13 protein-coding genes are annotated in these 15,802 nt (G+C 44.7%); 5 read left to right on the top strand and 8 right to left on the bottom strand.

The features are described from left to right. Positions 1 to 2,878: Ig-like domain-containing protein (locus tag AB6E54_RS18675; RefSeq protein ID WP_372168988.1), on the bottom strand; the 2,878-nt coding region annotated here is incomplete at its 3' end. 402 nt (positions 2,879 to 3,280) lie between these two features. Here AB6E54_RS18675 and AB6E54_RS18680 point away from each other — a divergent pair. From AB6E54_RS18680 to AB6E54_RS18695, 4 genes are all read left to right on the top strand, one after another. Continuing rightward, entirely contained in the window at positions 3,281 to 4,588 is a 1,308-nt protein-coding gene (locus tag AB6E54_RS18680) for a TolC family outer membrane protein (protein WP_017062307.1), read from the top strand. Beyond that, positions 4,588 to 5,205 (top strand): OmpA family protein, encoded by a 618-nt coding sequence (locus tag AB6E54_RS18685; RefSeq protein WP_017062306.1) that lies wholly within the window; start codon positions 4,588 to 4,590, stop codon positions 5,203 to 5,205. The genes AB6E54_RS18680 and AB6E54_RS18685 overlap by 1 nt, the downstream gene beginning before the upstream one ends. Positions 5,206 to 5,340: 135 nt before the next feature. Then, positions 5,341 to 5,691 carry a DUF2750 domain-containing protein gene (locus tag AB6E54_RS18690; protein WP_017062305.1) on the top strand — a complete coding sequence of 117 codons (351 nt, stop codon included), beginning with the start codon at positions 5,341 to 5,343 and terminating at the stop codon, positions 5,689 to 5,691. Positions 5,692 to 5,853: 162 nt separating this feature from the next. Then, the gene (locus AB6E54_RS18695) at positions 5,854 to 7,881 is read left to right on the top strand and encodes a diguanylate cyclase (protein ID WP_372106569.1); all 2,028 of its coding nucleotides are present in this window, start codon (positions 5,854 to 5,856) and stop codon (positions 7,879 to 7,881) included. Here the strand turns inward: AB6E54_RS18695 and queC are convergent. Together queC and queE are read right to left on the bottom strand one after the other, a co-directional pair. Then, positions 7,841 to 8,536, bottom strand: a complete 696-nt coding sequence (gene queC, locus AB6E54_RS18700) for a 7-cyano-7-deazaguanine synthase QueC (protein ID WP_372106571.1) — start codon at positions 8,534 to 8,536, stop codon at positions 7,841 to 7,843. The genes AB6E54_RS18695 and queC overlap by 41 nt on opposite strands. Before the next feature lie 60 nt (positions 8,537 to 8,596). Beyond that, positions 8,597 to 9,247, bottom strand: coding sequence for a 7-carboxy-7-deazaguanine synthase QueE (gene queE / locus AB6E54_RS18705; RefSeq protein WP_108093999.1), 651 nt, complete (start codon positions 9,245 to 9,247; stop codon positions 8,597 to 8,599). A gap of 203 nt (positions 9,248 to 9,450) precedes the next feature. Here queE and AB6E54_RS18710 point away from each other — a divergent pair, with 203 nt between their 5' ends. Continuing rightward, positions 9,451 to 10,260 carry a Cof-type HAD-IIB family hydrolase gene (locus AB6E54_RS18710; protein ID WP_017077102.1) on the top strand — a complete coding sequence of 270 codons (810 nt, stop codon included), beginning with the start codon at positions 9,451 to 9,453 and terminating at the stop codon, positions 10,258 to 10,260. Positions 10,261 to 10,359: 99 nt separating this feature from the next. Here AB6E54_RS18710 and AB6E54_RS18715 read toward each other — a convergent pair whose 3' ends face one another. From AB6E54_RS18715 to AB6E54_RS18735, 5 genes are all read right to left on the bottom strand, one after another. Beyond that, a complete protein-coding gene (locus AB6E54_RS18715) occupies positions 10,360 to 11,772 on the bottom strand; it encodes an NUDIX domain-containing protein (RefSeq protein WP_372106574.1) in 1,413 nt (470 codons plus the stop codon). An 86-nt stretch (positions 11,773 to 11,858) separates the two neighbouring features. Beyond that, the gene (locus AB6E54_RS18720) at positions 11,859 to 12,338 is read right to left on the bottom strand and encodes a GNAT family N-acetyltransferase (RefSeq protein ID WP_009846623.1); all 480 of its coding nucleotides are present in this window, start codon (positions 12,336 to 12,338) and stop codon (positions 11,859 to 11,861) included. 215 nt (positions 12,339 to 12,553) lie between these two features. Next, entirely contained in the window at positions 12,554 to 12,955 is a 402-nt protein-coding gene (locus AB6E54_RS18725) for a glycine zipper domain-containing protein (protein ID WP_017062298.1), read from the bottom strand. A gap of 236 nt (positions 12,956 to 13,191) precedes the next feature. Continuing rightward, entirely contained in the window at positions 13,192 to 13,638 is a 447-nt protein-coding gene (locus AB6E54_RS18730) for a hypothetical protein (RefSeq protein WP_050648228.1), read from the bottom strand. Positions 13,639 to 13,785: 147 nt separating this feature from the next. Continuing rightward, a complete protein-coding gene (locus AB6E54_RS18735) occupies positions 13,786 to 15,690 on the bottom strand; it encodes a propionyl-CoA synthetase (RefSeq protein WP_372106576.1) in 1,905 nt (634 codons plus the stop codon). Positions 15,691 to 15,802 lie beyond the last annotated feature (112 nt).

Raw genomic sequence — 15,802 nt, forward strand, 5'->3', positions numbered from 1 at the left:
TGTCGCCGCTGTCGCTCGACGCCACCAGATCGATGGTCGGTTTGCTGATATCGGTATCAACCTCGTAACCACCGTCTTTGTTGTCACCGCTTGCCTCTGTCGTCGCCGTGAACGGGTTGCCCGCTTCATCGGTGCCACTCACGCTCGCCACGATGGTGCTGTCCGCATCCGCAACTAACTCGCTGCCCGGTACATTGATGCTGTAAGTGCCATCCGCTTTCACCGTGCCTGTGTAATCGGTTGAGTTGCCGTTCACCGTCAACGTCACGGTATCACCAGGTTTGGCGTCACCACCCACGGTACCCGTAATGGTCACGTCACCAGCCGCTTCCGCTGCGTTCACGATGTCGTCGCCTGCGATATCATCATCGATTGTGATGGTCGCCGCCGCTTCGGTATCGATGATGACTTCAAGCTCGGTCGACGTCGCGCTATTGCCCGCATCGTCCGTCACTTTTACGCTCAAGTCGTAAGTGCCATCCGCCAGGTCGGCGCTCGGCGTGAAGCTCCAAGTGCCGTCTTGCTCTTCGGTCAGCGTGCCTTCTAGGGCAACGCCGTCTTTGAGCACCACGATGCCCGCTGCCACCACATCGTCATCGATGTTGCCCAGCGAGAACGTCGGCGTCTTGTCATTGGTTAGGTTGTCTGTGTCGCTGTCGCCGCTGTCGCTCGACGCCACCAGATCGATGGTCGGTTTGCTGATATCGGTGTCTAAATCATAAGTTCTAGAAATCGAACTACTAAATTCATTCCCAACCCAATCTTGTCCGGTAACAGTAGCTGTCACTGAATTATCAGCTACAAGATCACTGCCCTGAACATCTACACTCCATGTTTTATCACTTTGGACAACAGTCAGATAAGTCACACCATTTACTACGACTGATACCTGGTCACCAGTATCCGCATCTCTTCCAACAGTACCTTTAACTGAAACGGTACTTTCGCTTTCACTTTGATTGATAACATTGTCGTCAGTGATGGATTCAATAAAGATCGTTCCTCTAGCAGCTAAATCAACTAGATAGAACTCTGTCGAAGTAGCCGAGCCAACATTTCCAGCTTCATTTACGACATCTACCTTCGCGTCGACGATGTTATCGCTATCGGAGTTTAGGTCAGACCCATTGACGTCAATGCTATATTTCCCGTCGATTACTTGGCCTGTATACACAACGCCATTGATGGTCAGTGTTACTGTTCCAGAAACGTAATCCTCACCAGTAATAGAACCTGTAATCGTAACCGTCCCTTGAGCTTCAGTTGCGTTAATGACTGAGTCTTCAGTAATCGGATCAATATCTATGTTTACATTAACCGGAGTCGAGTCATAAATATGAGTAGAAGTTCCTGAGCTTGAAACACTGTTTCCTGCGCTATCGGTTGAACTAACAGAAACAGTGAACTCGGTGTCTTCTGCTAGGTCCTCACCATTAACACTTAGTTCCCAAATACCATTCTCTTTTACAACACTAGTATATGTCGCTCCATTGATGACAGCAGTTACGACGTCGTTAGGTTGTATGTCTCCACCGGTAGCAGTACCTGTAACAAAAATTGTTTGCTCTTTTTCAGTCTCAGTAACAACATCATCTGATGTAATGCTATCTACGATCACATTTCCTGATTCTGCCTGTGTATCAAGAGTGAACGTCAGCGTTGAGCTGCCTGAAGTATTACCTGCTGCGTCGGTTTGACGAACGGTGATCGTGTTGTCACCTTCCGTTGGTACTGGAGCCGTTGTCGTCCAGTTTCCGTCAACAAGGTATTCGACTGTCGCGCCATCTTCGGTGCCATCGACTGTGAAGCTGCCGTCGTTGGTTAAGAAGTCATCCGCTGCTGAGCCAGAGTCCGTATCCAGTGTCAGTGTTGGCGCATCTGGCGCTGTTGTGTCTAGAGTGAACGTCAGCTCGCTGCTGCCTGATGTATTTCCCGCTGCGTCGGTTTGACGAACGGTAATCGTGTTGTCGCCTTCCGTTGGCACGGGTGCGGTTGTCGTCCAGTTTCCGTCAACGAGGTATTCGACTGTCGCACCCTCTTCGGTGCCGCCGACTGTGAAGCTGCTGTCGTTGGTTAAGAAGTCATCCGCCGCTGAGCCAGAGTCGGTATCCAATGTCAGTGTTGGCGCATCTGGCGCTGTGGTATCAAGAGTGAACGTCAGCGTTGAGCTGCCTGAGGTATTACCCGCAGCGTCGGTTTGACGAACGGTGATCGTGTTGTCACCTTCCGTTGGTACTGGAGCCGTTGTCGTCCAGTTTCCGTCAACAAGGTATTCGACTGTCGCGCCATCTTCGGTGCCATCGACTGTGAAGCTGCCGTCGTTGGTTAAGAAGTCATCCGCTGCTGAGCCAGAGTCCGTATCCAGTGTCAGTGTTGGCGCATCTGGCGCTGTTGTGTCACCGATGGTCTCGCTGTCTGTGCCTTGGCTACCAGATTGCTCAATCGAGCGGAAAGCATCTAGCAGACTCAAGCTTTGAGTTCGAGACATGCCCAGCGCTTCAAATCCCGTTGTTATAAATTCGGTTGCTGGGATCGTTTCTTCACCGTCTCGCTCTACAGTCCCACTAGTTGCCAAGCTAGAACCATTTTGACCAGCAGCGGTAGCGAACTCATCTCCTAACTCAGTAGGGTCTTCACCTTCTTCTAATGCGGCAAAAATATTTGCGATATCCTGGTCTAGTTCAACTTCACCGTCTTCAGGTGAAAAACGCTTAACTGATACCTGAGGTTCATTAGGTCCATTTTGAGATTCAAGAGTTACATCTCCAGCCTGTAGAGGCTCTCCCTCTTCGAGTACTCTAACCGTGCCATCAACTGAAATAACAATGCGCTGACCCAATGCAAGAGCACCGGTCAAATTCAATGCTGTAATGTCCATATCAACCCCTAAAAACCATTTTCGCTTGTCACGTCAACTTTGTGACATCTTATTTATAATATTAGCCGAAATATAACATTTAACATCACATAATTCCTAGTTATGAATCGTGCATTTAACATACCGAGTGACAAGGTAATGACGCTGATCACACCACACAATAATGAAAGTGCTCACACTATCAATATAAGTTATTGTGTTTGCGAAAAATAACAGAGCTAAAAACGTAAAATTGACGTTCTCAAAATCATCATAAAACGCACAGCAAACTGTTAACAACTTTACAACCATTTACGGTAGCTTCTCGAGCGAACGTTATTTTTTTGGCGGTTCATCTAAATTTCGTATCTAGCACATTAAAAAGCGTAGGTTTAGATGCAGTCCAATTTGGAGAGATGGAAATTGAATTACATTCAAACGACAACATTAGGGTTAGCTATAGCGCTAAGTTTGCCGACAACAGCACAAACCTTAGAGCAAGCCGTTGCGTTTACATTAGAAAGCAACCCTGAAATCAAAAGTGCTTATAACGAATATATCAGTAAGCGTTATCTTAACGACGCTTCTGGTGGTGCTTATCGACCAAGTATAGACTTAGATGGTGGGATTGGTTATGAACATACTGATCTAGCAACCAACCAAGACACTACCGATCTGACTAGAAAAGAAGCAACGATCACCTTGACCCAGTTAATATGGGATGGCGCTAATACATCCAATGATATTGACCGTACTGCGGCTGATGCAGAGTCCGTGCGCTATCAACTACTATCTAACGCGCAAGACATCGCTTTAGAAGTAACAAAGGTTTATCTTGATGCAGTGAAAGCCTATGAAGTGCTTTCTCTTTCGGAAAGTAACTTAGCGACGCACAAAGAGATATATAACGATATTCGTAAGCGCGTGGAATCAGGTATTGGTTCAACCGCAGATATGTCACAAGTTGAAGCTCGTATTGCGAAAGCGCACGGGAATTTGCTTGCTGCTCAAAACAACCTTTTTGATACGCATACTCAGTTTAAAAGACTTGTTGGTCAATCTCCTTTAGGGTTAACTTTCCCTCGCGCAGATGCGGGTGCAATTCCTTATACCGTTGATGGTGCGTTGGCAAAAGCGTTTAACCAGCATCCAGTCATTAAGATTGCACAAGCCGATGTTGACTCAGCGAAGTTCCAATACAAACAATCTAAGAGTACCAACTACCCGACTGTTTCTTTTGAAGCCGCTCAAACTTGGCGTGATGACGCCGGTGGTACAGAAGGCAGCAGCGATGAGTTTTCTGCCATGGTTCGTTTAAGATACAACCTTTACAATGGTGGTTCGGATCAAGACCGCACAGAAAGTGCAGCCTACCAACTCAACAAAGCCAAGGACCTTCGCGAAAGTACTTACCGCAATGTAGAAGAGAGTCTACGTCTATCATGGAGCGCACTTGATTTAACGGTTCAGCAAAAAGAGTTCCTATCTGACCACGTAGACTCGGCATCAGACACGGTAATCTCATATGAGAAACAATACCGTATCGGTAAACGTACCCTTCTCGACTTACTTAACACTGAGAATGAATTATTCGAAGCTCGTAAAGGCTATTTAGATGCTAAGTATGACGAGCAATACGCAAAATATCGCGTAATGAACGCAACTGGTAACCTACTCATCGGTTTACGAGTTGAGATCCCAGAAGAATGGAATGAAAAGGTGGAATATTAATGAAGCTTACCAACACAGTATTATCGCTTTGCTTCATGGTTGTATCTGCCAATGCTTTAGCTGAAAACAACGAAGATGAATTCGAATATCGCGCTCTACCGCCGGTCACTCAAATTTACGATCTTCAAGATGATGACAATGACGGTGTAATAAACGCGCGAGATTTATGTCCCGATACACAAATTGGTGCCGAGATCGATAACGACGGTTGTGGATCATATTTCGAGTCATCGGAAAAGAAAGAGCTGCATATACTCTTCGCTAATAATTCAACGGAAATAAACCCTGTCTTTCTAGGGCAGATACGCCAAATGGCGGCATTTTTAAAGCGCTACGAAAGTACCAGCATTGAATTGCAAGGTTATGCCAGCAAAGTAGGTAACGCGGAACATAACCTAAAGCTTTCGAAAGAACGTGCATCACATGTAAGACGAGCGCTAATTAGCAACGGTATTCAGCCATCTAGAGTCAGCATCGTAGGTCATGGTGATTCTGAATTCAGCAGTGATGACACCCAAATCAATCACGCACTACATCGAAAAGTTGTTGCTTCCGTTGTTGGATTTAAGGGTAATATCAAAGAAGAATGGCACATCTTCACCAAAATTAAAAAGTAGGCGTACCCAGCTTTTACCATACTGAAACGTTATCTTAAGTTAACGTTTCAGTATGGTGATAATTCCTTGAATAGCATATACCTAAGCCGTCTATAATGTTAATCTTGCCACGTTATCAACATAGAGAATTAATCCATGAGCAAACTAACAGCTGATACTCAAGCAAATCTAGAACTTTTCGTTTCTGAAACACAAGAAACTAAACTGGTATGGGGCCTTCGCAACGAAGAAGGTTGGCTAGCATGTGACTCAAGTGAATTCGAAAACAGCGAAGTGATGCCATTCTGGTCTTCAAAAGAAGATGCTCAAACTCACAACGTTGAAGAGTGGGCTGACTTCGAAGTATTAGAAATTCCACTAGATATCTTTGTAGAAGATTGGTTACTGACTCTTGCTGAAGACGGCGTTCTTGTTGGTACTAACTGGAATGCAACATTAGAAGGCAAAGAACTTGAGCCTTCTGACCTAGCGAAATTATACATCTAATTTCCGATATCGGTCGCACGATTCGCGCGACCGATATACCTCTGATTAGTATCAATAAATTAGAGACCTACCTCGCATAACCACGTAGTCGCACCATTCAAAATTTGAAGCAACATCAAACTAATAATAGAATATCGTTCTTTATCTGATTGATCGTCTCTTGTGAATCACTTCGTTTTTGTTACCTTTCTACTATTCATTAGCTTTTGTTCTTATAGCCAAGTATCAACATCAGATCGTGACCACAATTCACCAGTCTATACCTCCAATCTAAGCTCTACTCCAAATGCTGATTGGAACGCGCTTTATCTCTCTACTTTAAACCACTCTCCTGAGCGCGCATTAAACATGCTGCAAACACGCTACATCGGCTCAACGGTTTATGGAGATAAGCTTTACCTTGCGTCTCTTCTGTATCAATACATGAGCCACCGAGATCAGCCGTTCTACGGAATCGCTTCAAACGACAATGACTACCAAGCGATAGAAACAGCGTTTATTTCTGCTCTGAGGAAAGACGGCAAAGGCCAATATGAACAAGCACAACAAGGCTTTCTAACACTTTTGGCGAAAATGCAATCTCGCAGTGATTTAACTGGTAAAGCCTTACTAAAGTACCAGCTATGCCGATCGCTTAACGAGCAAGCTAAATACCATCAAGCGAACTATTACTGCTCTGCCCTTCAGTCAGATTTACATGACATCGCTGACCCTGTATTACCAAAATTCGGGACTTATCGAGTCATCGCGAACAATCATCATTTCCGCAGTGACTATCAAGCTGCACTAGACACCTACCTATCACTAATAAACGTGTTTCCACAAGGGCATGATATTTCAGGGGTTTACAACGATGTGGGTAACTTGCTCAAAGAATTAAAGCAATATGAAAAATCGGCGGAGTATCTAGAGCAAGCTCTCATTCTCAGAGTAAACGCTTCAGATTTAATGAAAGCACAAGTGCATCACAGCCTTGCGGATCTCTACCTTAACCAAGAGCAAAGTGAACTAGCAATTCACCACTTTCAGACAGCAAGAACACTGCTGAGCTCAACGTCGCATAGCTACGGTATTGCACTCACAAGTCTTGGCTTAGGAAAAGCGTACACTCAAACGAAAAACTATGATGTGGCGAGAACCTACCTAATTGAGTCTCTTTCAGCTTCGAGCGAACTGAGCAATGATGTCATTCGCATTAATGCTTACTTGGCGATCAGCGATATGTTCGAAGAACAGAAACTGCCAACGGAAGCACTCAACTATGCTCAACAAGCGCTAGAATTAGCTGAACAAGTCACAAGGCATAAATACATCGCGCAGTCACTTCTTCAGCTTTCTGATATTCATCAATCACTCAGCGATTACCAACAAGCTTTCTATTTCTACCAGCGATACTCGTCAATACAAATGGAAGCTAGAGATATCGACAATCGACTCGCACTCGAAGCGCTCGGCCTGACGCACGCCAAATATGAACAAGAACTAGAAAGCTCTTTCCTGACACATCAGACGAAACTCGACCGCGTTCAAATTGAAAAAATGAAACATCAAAGATGGATGTACAACATCGTTGTTATTCTGTTGCTTTGCGCTGCAAGCTTCACGGTATTGATAAACAAAACGGTTCGCGCAAAAACAGCAATTGATGGCTTAACGAAAGCATATAGCCGAACTGAGATAATTCGAAGAATCAAAAGAGTGAAACGCTGTAAAGGGACGGACAAACAGCATGTGCTCGTGCTGCTCGATCTAGATAAGTTTAAGAAGATTAATGATGAGCATGGGCACCCTACTGGTGATCGGGCACTGGTCCATATTAGTGATCAAATTAGAAAACACTTAGTGAGTGGTGAATTGTTTGGTCGCTTAGGGGGTGAAGAATTTGTCATCATGTTAACCGATACCCCACCAGCAGAGGTACGAGAACGCGTTGAAGAGTTGCACTACGCCATTTCAAGCACTGTCTTTTTATCAGAAAGCAAAAAGTCACTTAATGTGACCGCGAGTTTTGCTTATCTAGCAACCTCAAACGCATTAAGTGACTTTGATGACTTGTATTCAGTGCTCGACCAAGCACTCTATCAAGCCAAAAGCAACGGCCGAAACTGCATTATTGATGCATATAACGAACCGATTGATTTACCTGAAATTATTTATTCTCAGCCTGTTTGCGAACCAACTCAGCCATGATGCTTTCGCGATCACCGAGGTAATCGTTAAGGCCAACTTTACGCAGTTCACATGCCGGACAATCGCCACAGCCATCACCAACAATGCCGTTGTAACAAGTCAGTGTTTTGTTTCTAACAAGTTCAAGTGCTGAGTACTGGTCTGCTAGCGCCCATGTCTCAGCCTTGTTTAACCACATTAGCGGTGTTTTGATATCAAGCTGCTTGTCCATACCTTGTACAAGTGCAGAGTTCATCGCCTTCACAAAGTCATTACGACAATCAGGGTAACCAGAAAAGTCTGTTTCACACACACCTGTAATCACGGTTTCAGCACCGATTTGGTAAGCGTAAATACCCGCTAGAGTCAGAAATAGAATATTACGACCAGGAACGAATGAATTCGGCAGCCCATTCTCTTGCAGCTCATGAGACACAGGGATATCGTCGCGAGTCAGAGAGCTGATAGCCAGTTCATTCAACAGAGTCACATCCATCACTTTGTGTGCTTTCACACCAAGATCTTTTGACAACGACTCAGCCACTTCAATCTCTAGTCTATGGCGCTGACCATAGTCAAACGTAATCGCATGAACTTCATCATACTCTTTTAAAGCTTGAACAAGACACGTTGTTGAGTCTTGACCACCACTGAATACTACCACTGCTTTTTTCATCTTAAATCCTTACGAGAATCTTCTACCAACGACTTATCTAGGCCAGTAAACAAATGCAACCTATGCGATGCTCAAATATTTGTGAGTTTGAATAGATAAACGCCAGTTACGTTCAATACAAGTATCAATACACAGTTGCGTTGCACGTTCTTTCTGGCTAATCGGCTGAAGTGCAATGACTGTATTTTCAGGAACATCGGCTCTATCAATAAGAGCATCTAGTTGCTCGATATCTTTACCTGTACCAACAGGGTGCTTGATTTCATTCGCACGAACGAGCGCGCTATCAAGGATATCCAATTTGGCTTTCATTGCGACTTTTGGTGACACCGTAACCCAGGTGTCCGGTGTGGCTTTTACTTCTGATGTTCCGCTGGTCTCAATCTGACAGCGACAACCGTGCTGCTCAAATGCTTCAGTAAGAGGGACAAGATCATAGATGCACGGCTCACCACCAGTAATCACAATATGCTTCGCGGTGTAACCTTGCTTGATATATTCATTCACGATTCCTTGCGCATCAATTGCAGACCAAGTCGGTGAATCCTTTGTCTTAACCATAATATCACCAAGGCTCGTTTCATCTTCCGGCAACGCTTCCCAAGTCTGTTTGGTATCACACCAAGAACAGCCTACAGGGCAAATTTGCAGTCGAACAAAAACAGCAGGAACGCCGGTAAATACGCCCTCGCCCTGGATGGTTTCAAACATTTCATTAATCTTGTACAACTTACCCTCAGCTCAATCATTTGATGAAATTAATCAACCGCAGACCTTAAAGCACTTACCCCTGTTGGTCAAACAAATGAGTACTGATAAATGAGTTGATCAAAGCCCTAGCCTGAACTTTCAAGTTCCCTTATCCTTTCGCCCATTAGATTTCGTTAGCTTTTAATTTTTTAGTAAGGAACAACATGTACAAACTGATTGCTCTTGATATGGATGGCACACTGCTCAACAGTGATAAAGTAATTTCTCAAGAGAACAAAGACGCGATTGCCAAAGCACGCGCTGCAGGTGTGAAAGTGGTTCTGGCTTCTGGTCGTCCTTTAGAAGGCATGCAGAGTAAGTTAGACGAGCTTTCAATCAACGGCGAAGATGACTTTGTGCTCTTCTACAACGGCTCTATGGTTCAAAACGTCTCTACAAAAGAACTCATTCATAGTGAGATCAGCAATGGTAAAGCCGCGAAAGAGATCGCAGCCCTCGCTGTACAGCTTGGTGGTTATGTTCATGCATTCAGCAAGATTCATGGCTTAATCACGCCTGAAAACAATGAGTACACAGCTATTGAAGCGCGTATTAATGGCTTAGAGATTACCGAGTTCGACTTTTCTCAACTAGAAGATGACCACGAAATCATCAAAACTATGATTGTCGCAGAACCAAGCAAGCTGACTGAAATCATCGGCAAGTTGCCACAAGAGCTTAAGGCTCAATTTACTATCGTGCAAAGTGCACCATTCTTCTTAGAGTTCCTAAACCCAAATTCAAACAAGGGTGTCGGTATTGAGGCGATAGCTAAGCACTTGGGTATTACAGCAGAAGAAGTAATCTGCATGGGTGACGCTGAAAACGATCATCATATGCTTGAATACGCTGGCCTTGGCATTGCAATGGAAAACGCAATGGAAGAAACCAAGAAACTGGCGGATCACATCACAGCGAGCAACGACGACCATGGTGTAGCGGTCGCGATTGAGAAGTTTATCTTCAACTCATAAACGCTCAGCAGCTATAGTGATAATTACTTTTTGCTTGTTGCAGAAATGACAAAGGCTGTGCACTGCACAGCCTTTTTGATTTTGTGTTAGTCGACTCGCTTACTCTCTTTTCCATGGCAGACGAAATGCCACCACACCAAATAGAATCAAGATTGGGAAACGTAAGGTCTCAACGATAAATGAAGCGATGCCACTGAATGAGACGAAACTTCCTGCCCAGCTAATCAGCAGATTCCCCGCTAACAACATCGCCATCACTCCAAATACAATCTTGAATGAGAACTGGCCGACCAAAGGCTTCGAATCCGTTAACGTTACTAAGCATGCAATCGTCATCAAAATTGCTACCCAGAAAGAGAATGTTGGCAGTGGCCATATCACCGTGAGAACAATCGACAGTAAGCACAATGCCCACCAGACACCTTTAGAGCTTAATAAGGCACTAATATCAACATCAGGTTTCGCATCTAATCTCACGATGTGCCAAGTCGTTAACGCGCCCAATACGCCTCCCATTAAGACATCACTAAAGAACGCACTGCCTGAATAAGACGTAAATAGCATAATCCACAGTAGGCCCGCGAGCACTATCAAAATCGATTTTTGCTCCAAGAGGCGCTTTAGTTTCCAAAAGACTAACAAGGTTAAACTCACCCACAAGCCAGCCAATAAACTTGGAAAGCTATAGCCACTGCTCATCACTAACTTCAATGTTGGCAAGTAAGCATGCGGACGTGGAAAACCAAAACCTTGGTGCGCGATTAAAGTAAGTAGTGTCACCGAGATCAAAGTAAAGCCAAACTTCAACGCGAAGTTACGGCCAAAGTACCAAGCAATTAACGGCAATATCACAATGAAGACCCATGGCTTGGCCAACAAGTCAGTCAAAAGCACAGTATTCGTAAATACGCTTGGCATCTTATCGAACGTGTTTTGAAGTGACACAATCCAATTTAATTCAACTTGATGGACTTTGGGTGCCGCGCCCACCAGCTCAGTCACATACGTCACCGGTTGATCTGTCGCAGATAAAAACAGCTCGTTAATCTCAGACCACTGTTCTGGGTAGCGGTATTGGTGATCTTGCAATTCAGTAGGAGGAAGTAACATCGCTCGGCTGACTTCCACGCCATAATGAGGAGCAAACCAAATCGGCAGCTCAAAGCCACCTAACTCATTTCGAGCCTTGTAACTGATCACTTCAGAGTCAGAAATACAATCAAACACGACGGCACTGTCGGTATAACCTAGCACATCACCGACCGTTACCGACAAACCAGCCTCTTCCCACGTTTCACGTTGCGCCGCGACGGCTGGCGGCTCACCTGAAACAACAGTGCCTCCCGGTAGAGACAATTGACCGGTGATCAACTCATCAACCAACACGATTTGGTTATCAGCACGTACTACACACAAGGCGCCCGCGATATGATCGGGCAAAGTGTCGTTTGCCCAAGCGGAAGTAGTACTCAAAAGAGACAGTATGAAAACTAATAAATATCGAATAACCAACGAGTTTACCTAAAAAATAATAGAAGAATATTGAAGACTGCTGTTGCAGTTGAACTATTGTAATCAAAGCCACACAAAATCGCTGTCTACGTTTTGTGCAAAGCCTTCCTCATCCATTGAATGTGAGGTGTGAACCCCATTTTTTGATAGAAGTCCTTGGCAGGCGAGTTAAAGTCCCAAACTTCTACAAAGACTTGTTCAACCCCATAATCATCAAAAGTACTTTCAACTTTGTTAAACAACTTTTCAGCAATCGATTCTTTTCGATAATCAGGCAAGACAAACAGTTCATCGACACTTCCCATCGGCACTGGTTTGCTGACCGTTGAGATAAGCTCACAAAAATGCCCAGAGATAAAGCCAACAATGAGCTCTCCTTTTAATGCCACATAAACCAAACATTCAGGGTCATCCAAGTATCGTGCAATGCTTTTTTCCTGCTCAATCTCTTCTGCCGTTTTAAAGTGCTCTGGGCTAGCAAGGTGGTGGTGATGGTGGAGATCGAACATTAACTCGTTAAGTTGTTCTAAATCCGCGTGCTTTGCGGCCCTTAAGGTGACATTCATGACTATTGCGCTTCTCAAACCAAATTAATATCTAAACTGAGTCTAGTTTACTTGGCGTGAGTATCTATACAAGTTATTGAATTAATTCATTGTTTGAAGTGTGTATTTTAGATACAAAAACGGCCACATTACGTGGCCATTCTGTTTGAATGATTTTGAATTAAACGAATATCGAAGCTATGGTTTTTGCTGTGGCTTTTGCTGTAGCTTCAGCTTTATGCACCGTTATCTTCTTTCTCTTCTTTGAGATCAGCAAGCTGTTGTTCCAGTTCAATAAGCTTAATTTCCGCCTCTACTTCCGCAACTCGCTTTTCTGCATCAGTGCGATTGTCTTGCGCTAGACCATCAGCAGTAACTTGGGTTCGTTGTGCGTTTCTTGCATCGTCCGTATCTTTCATTGAACCCGCAACACCACCGGTCACACCACCTAATGCAGCGCCCTTAACGGCTAAACTCGCATCTCCAGTTAGAGCGCCGGCTGTTGCTCCTAATAAAGCACCACCTACCGCACCACGATTACGTGCGGCATTCTCATTTTCGTTATCCATTGCTGGTGATGCGCAACCAGAAAGAGTCACAATCAGTGTCGCTAAAAGAAAAGGTTTAGTGAATTTCATAGGAGTCTCGCTTAGTTCTTCGTTTTGAGTAGAACCATCTTAAGCAGAGCCGTTAATGAGATAAATAAAGCCACGTTTAGACGATACATCATGTTCAGCTATGTATTATTCAGCCATCGCATAACTGATTAATGATATATAGCTTTGAGCTCGCTTTATCCTCACCAACAAAAAAGGCGACCAATAAGGTCGCCTCAATCGCGCTTTCTCTATAATTCTTGCCTTTCACATATCTCTTAGCCTTTAGACCAAAAGTTTTGCATGTTTGCTACGCTAGGTGGTGGCCTAACACCACAATCTCGATAATGATTTTTATCGCCGATCCCCAGTATCTTGCCATTTTCGTCATCAATCATAGCCGCAACTTTAACACCGTCTCCCACATGGCGAGTTAACACGACAATTTCACCAGCTCTTTCAGACCTTACTGCGCCTAAGATTTGATATTCGTAGCGGCCTTTCCTTGAATTAACGATCATCTTCGAGTTAATAGGGTCGGCTTCATATCCCACACCAATATCAAAAACCGCTTGATAGAGATCGACGCCAGTCTTTGATACACATTTAAATACCTTGGGATGACTCAAAGGTTCTAACAACGCTCTACTCGCTTCATCCTTTGAAATACTGGCACTAGCAGCACCACTGACCAATAAAGCAATCAACAAAAAGTAAGCTCGCATAAAAAGACCTCAATATGTGGGATTCATAATGAAGTCATAGTAAACGCAATGGATAAGCGGATGAATAAAGTAGAGTTTAGGTAAACCATCACGCCGGATTATGTATAAATCAACAAGCCGAAGGTGAGATTACCTAAACTGCGACGTCTATTTGCCGAGCTTTTCAGCAATTTCAGTTAAGCTGGTAGGGTCGTCAATAGTTGAAGGCACCACATATTGTTCACCTTCTGCGATCTGCCGGATCGTTCTACGTAAGATCTTACCTGAGCGTGTCTTAGGTAACCTCTCAACAACCAAGGCTTGCTTAAAACAAGCTACCGCGCCGATCTCATTACGAACCTTGCCAACCAATTCCCTTTGCAACTCAATGCCATCGACTTTTACGCCATCTTTTAACACAACTAGACCTAAAGGAAGTTGTCCTTTCAAGTCATCGTGAATCCCGACTACCGCACATTCTGCAATGGCTGGGTGACCACCCACGATCTCTTCCATTTCTCCAGTCGACAGACGGTGTCCCGCTACGTTTATCACATCGTCGATACGACCCATAATAAATAGATACCCATCTTCATCGAGATAGCCACCGTCCCCAGAAACATAATAGCCTGGGAATTGGCTCAGATAGCCAGATTCAAATCGATCATGATTACGCCAAACCGTTGGCAGACAACCGGGTGGTAGTGGACGTTTGAGTGCAACAAAGCCTTGCTGATTAGGCTGTGCCGTTTCACCCAATTCATTAAGAATCTCGACTTGGTAACCGGGCACAGGCTTAGTTGAAGAACCTGCTTTCACTGGCAAAGATTCCAGCCCTGTCGGATTGGCAGAAATAGCCCAACCCGTTTCGGTTTGCCACCAGTGGTCAATAACCGGTTTATTGGTATGAGACTCAACCCAATCCAATGTTGGCGGGTCCAAACGCTCTCCCGCCATAAAAATCGACTTGAGCGATGATAAGTCATACTTGGTGAGTAACTCGCCTTCAGGATCTTCTTTCTTGATAGCTCTAAATGCCGTTGGCGCAGAAAATAACACATCGACGTTGTACTCTTCACACACACGCCAGAATGCCCCCGGATCTGGCGTTCTAACTGGCTTTCCTTCAAACAAGATGGTTGTGCAACCATGAATCAATGGCGCATACACAATATAGGAATGCCCCACTACCCAGCCGACATCAGAAGCCGCCCAAAACACACCATCTTGCGGCATATCGTAGATAGTGCTCATCGAGTATTTCATCGCGACCGCATGACCACCATTATCGCGCACCACGCCTTTTGGCTTACCCGTCGTCCCTGATGTATACAAGATATATAGTGGGTCAGTCGCTAGAACAGGCACACATACGTGAGGCAAAGCATCCTCAACAGCTTGCTGCCAAAGTACATCGCGTTCGTTGTTCAACTCGGCTAGAGACTGCTCTCTTTGGAATACCACCACTTTCTCAGGCTTCCAGCGGCTGTCCATGATCGCCCTGTCGACCATCGGCTTATATGGCAGGACTTTATTTATCTCGACACCGCAGGATGCAGTAATCAACACCTTCGGTTCAGCATCTTCGATACGAACGGCAAGCTCATAAGGAGCAAAACCACCAAACACCACCGAGTGAACCGCGCCTAGTCTTGCACAGGCCAACATTGCCATCGCCGCTTCAGGAATCATTGGCATGTAGATAACAACACGATCGCCTTTAGTAACGCCTTGCATAGCTAGCATACCAGCGACTTTTGCCACTTGGTCACGCAATTGATTGTAAGTGTACGATGATTGAGTCCCTGTAACTGGAGAGTCGTAAATCAGTGCCACTTTATCACCACGACCATTTTCGCAATGATAATCTAAAGCCAACCAGCACGTGTTCATCACCCCATCAGGAAACCAGCGCTCAATACCGTTATCGTCAGTTTGTAATATCGTTTTGGGTGACTCAAACCAATCTATCGCTTGTGATTGTGTTTCCCAAAACGAATTTGGATCTTCCCTCGCCCATTGATACTCGGTTATATAGTCTGTTTTTCTGTTCATTCGATTCGTAGCAGACATAGTGCCTCCTCCATGATTTATCCATTTCTCCAAGTGCCTAGCCTTTGGCTGTAGCACTTGATAGCACTCTTTTCTCAGCGTTGTGTTCGTGAACATTTAACCGTTCACGACA

This window comes from Vibrio sp. 10N.247.311.49 (assembly GCF_041467655.1).
GTDB classification, from domain to species: Bacteria; Pseudomonadota; Gammaproteobacteria; order Enterobacterales; family Vibrionaceae; genus Vibrio; species Vibrio crassostreae_C.

Excerpts from the sequence above, each read along its gene's own strand:
- AB6E54_RS18685 (WP_017062306.1), top strand. The coding sequence starts at position 4,588 with ATGAAGCTTACCAACACAGTATTATCGCTTTGCTTCATGGTTGTATCT.
- queC (WP_372106571.1), bottom strand. The coding sequence starts at position 8,536 with ATGAAAAAAGCAGTGGTAGTATTCAGTGGTGGTCAAGACTCAACAACG.
- AB6E54_RS18710 (WP_017077102.1), top strand. The coding sequence starts at position 9,451 with ATGTACAAACTGATTGCTCTTGATATGGATGGCACACTGCTCAACAGT.
- AB6E54_RS18690 (WP_017062305.1), top strand. The coding sequence starts at position 5,341 with ATGAGCAAACTAACAGCTGATACTCAAGCAAATCTAGAACTTTTCGTT.
- AB6E54_RS18730 (WP_050648228.1), bottom strand. The coding sequence starts at position 13,638 with ATGCGAGCTTACTTTTTGTTGATTGCTTTATTGGTCAGTGGTGCTGCT.
- queE (WP_108093999.1), bottom strand. The coding sequence starts at position 9,247 with ATGTTTGAAACCATCCAGGGCGAGGGCGTATTTACCGGCGTTCCTGCT.
- AB6E54_RS18725 (WP_017062298.1), bottom strand. The coding sequence starts at position 12,955 with ATGAAATTCACTAAACCTTTTCTTTTAGCGACACTGATTGTGACTCTT.
- AB6E54_RS18735 (WP_372106576.1), bottom strand. The coding sequence starts at position 15,690 with ATGTCTGCTACGAATCGAATGAACAGAAAAACAGACTATATAACCGAG.
- AB6E54_RS18720 (WP_009846623.1), bottom strand. The coding sequence starts at position 12,338 with ATGAATGTCACCTTAAGGGCCGCAAAGCACGCGGATTTAGAACAACTT.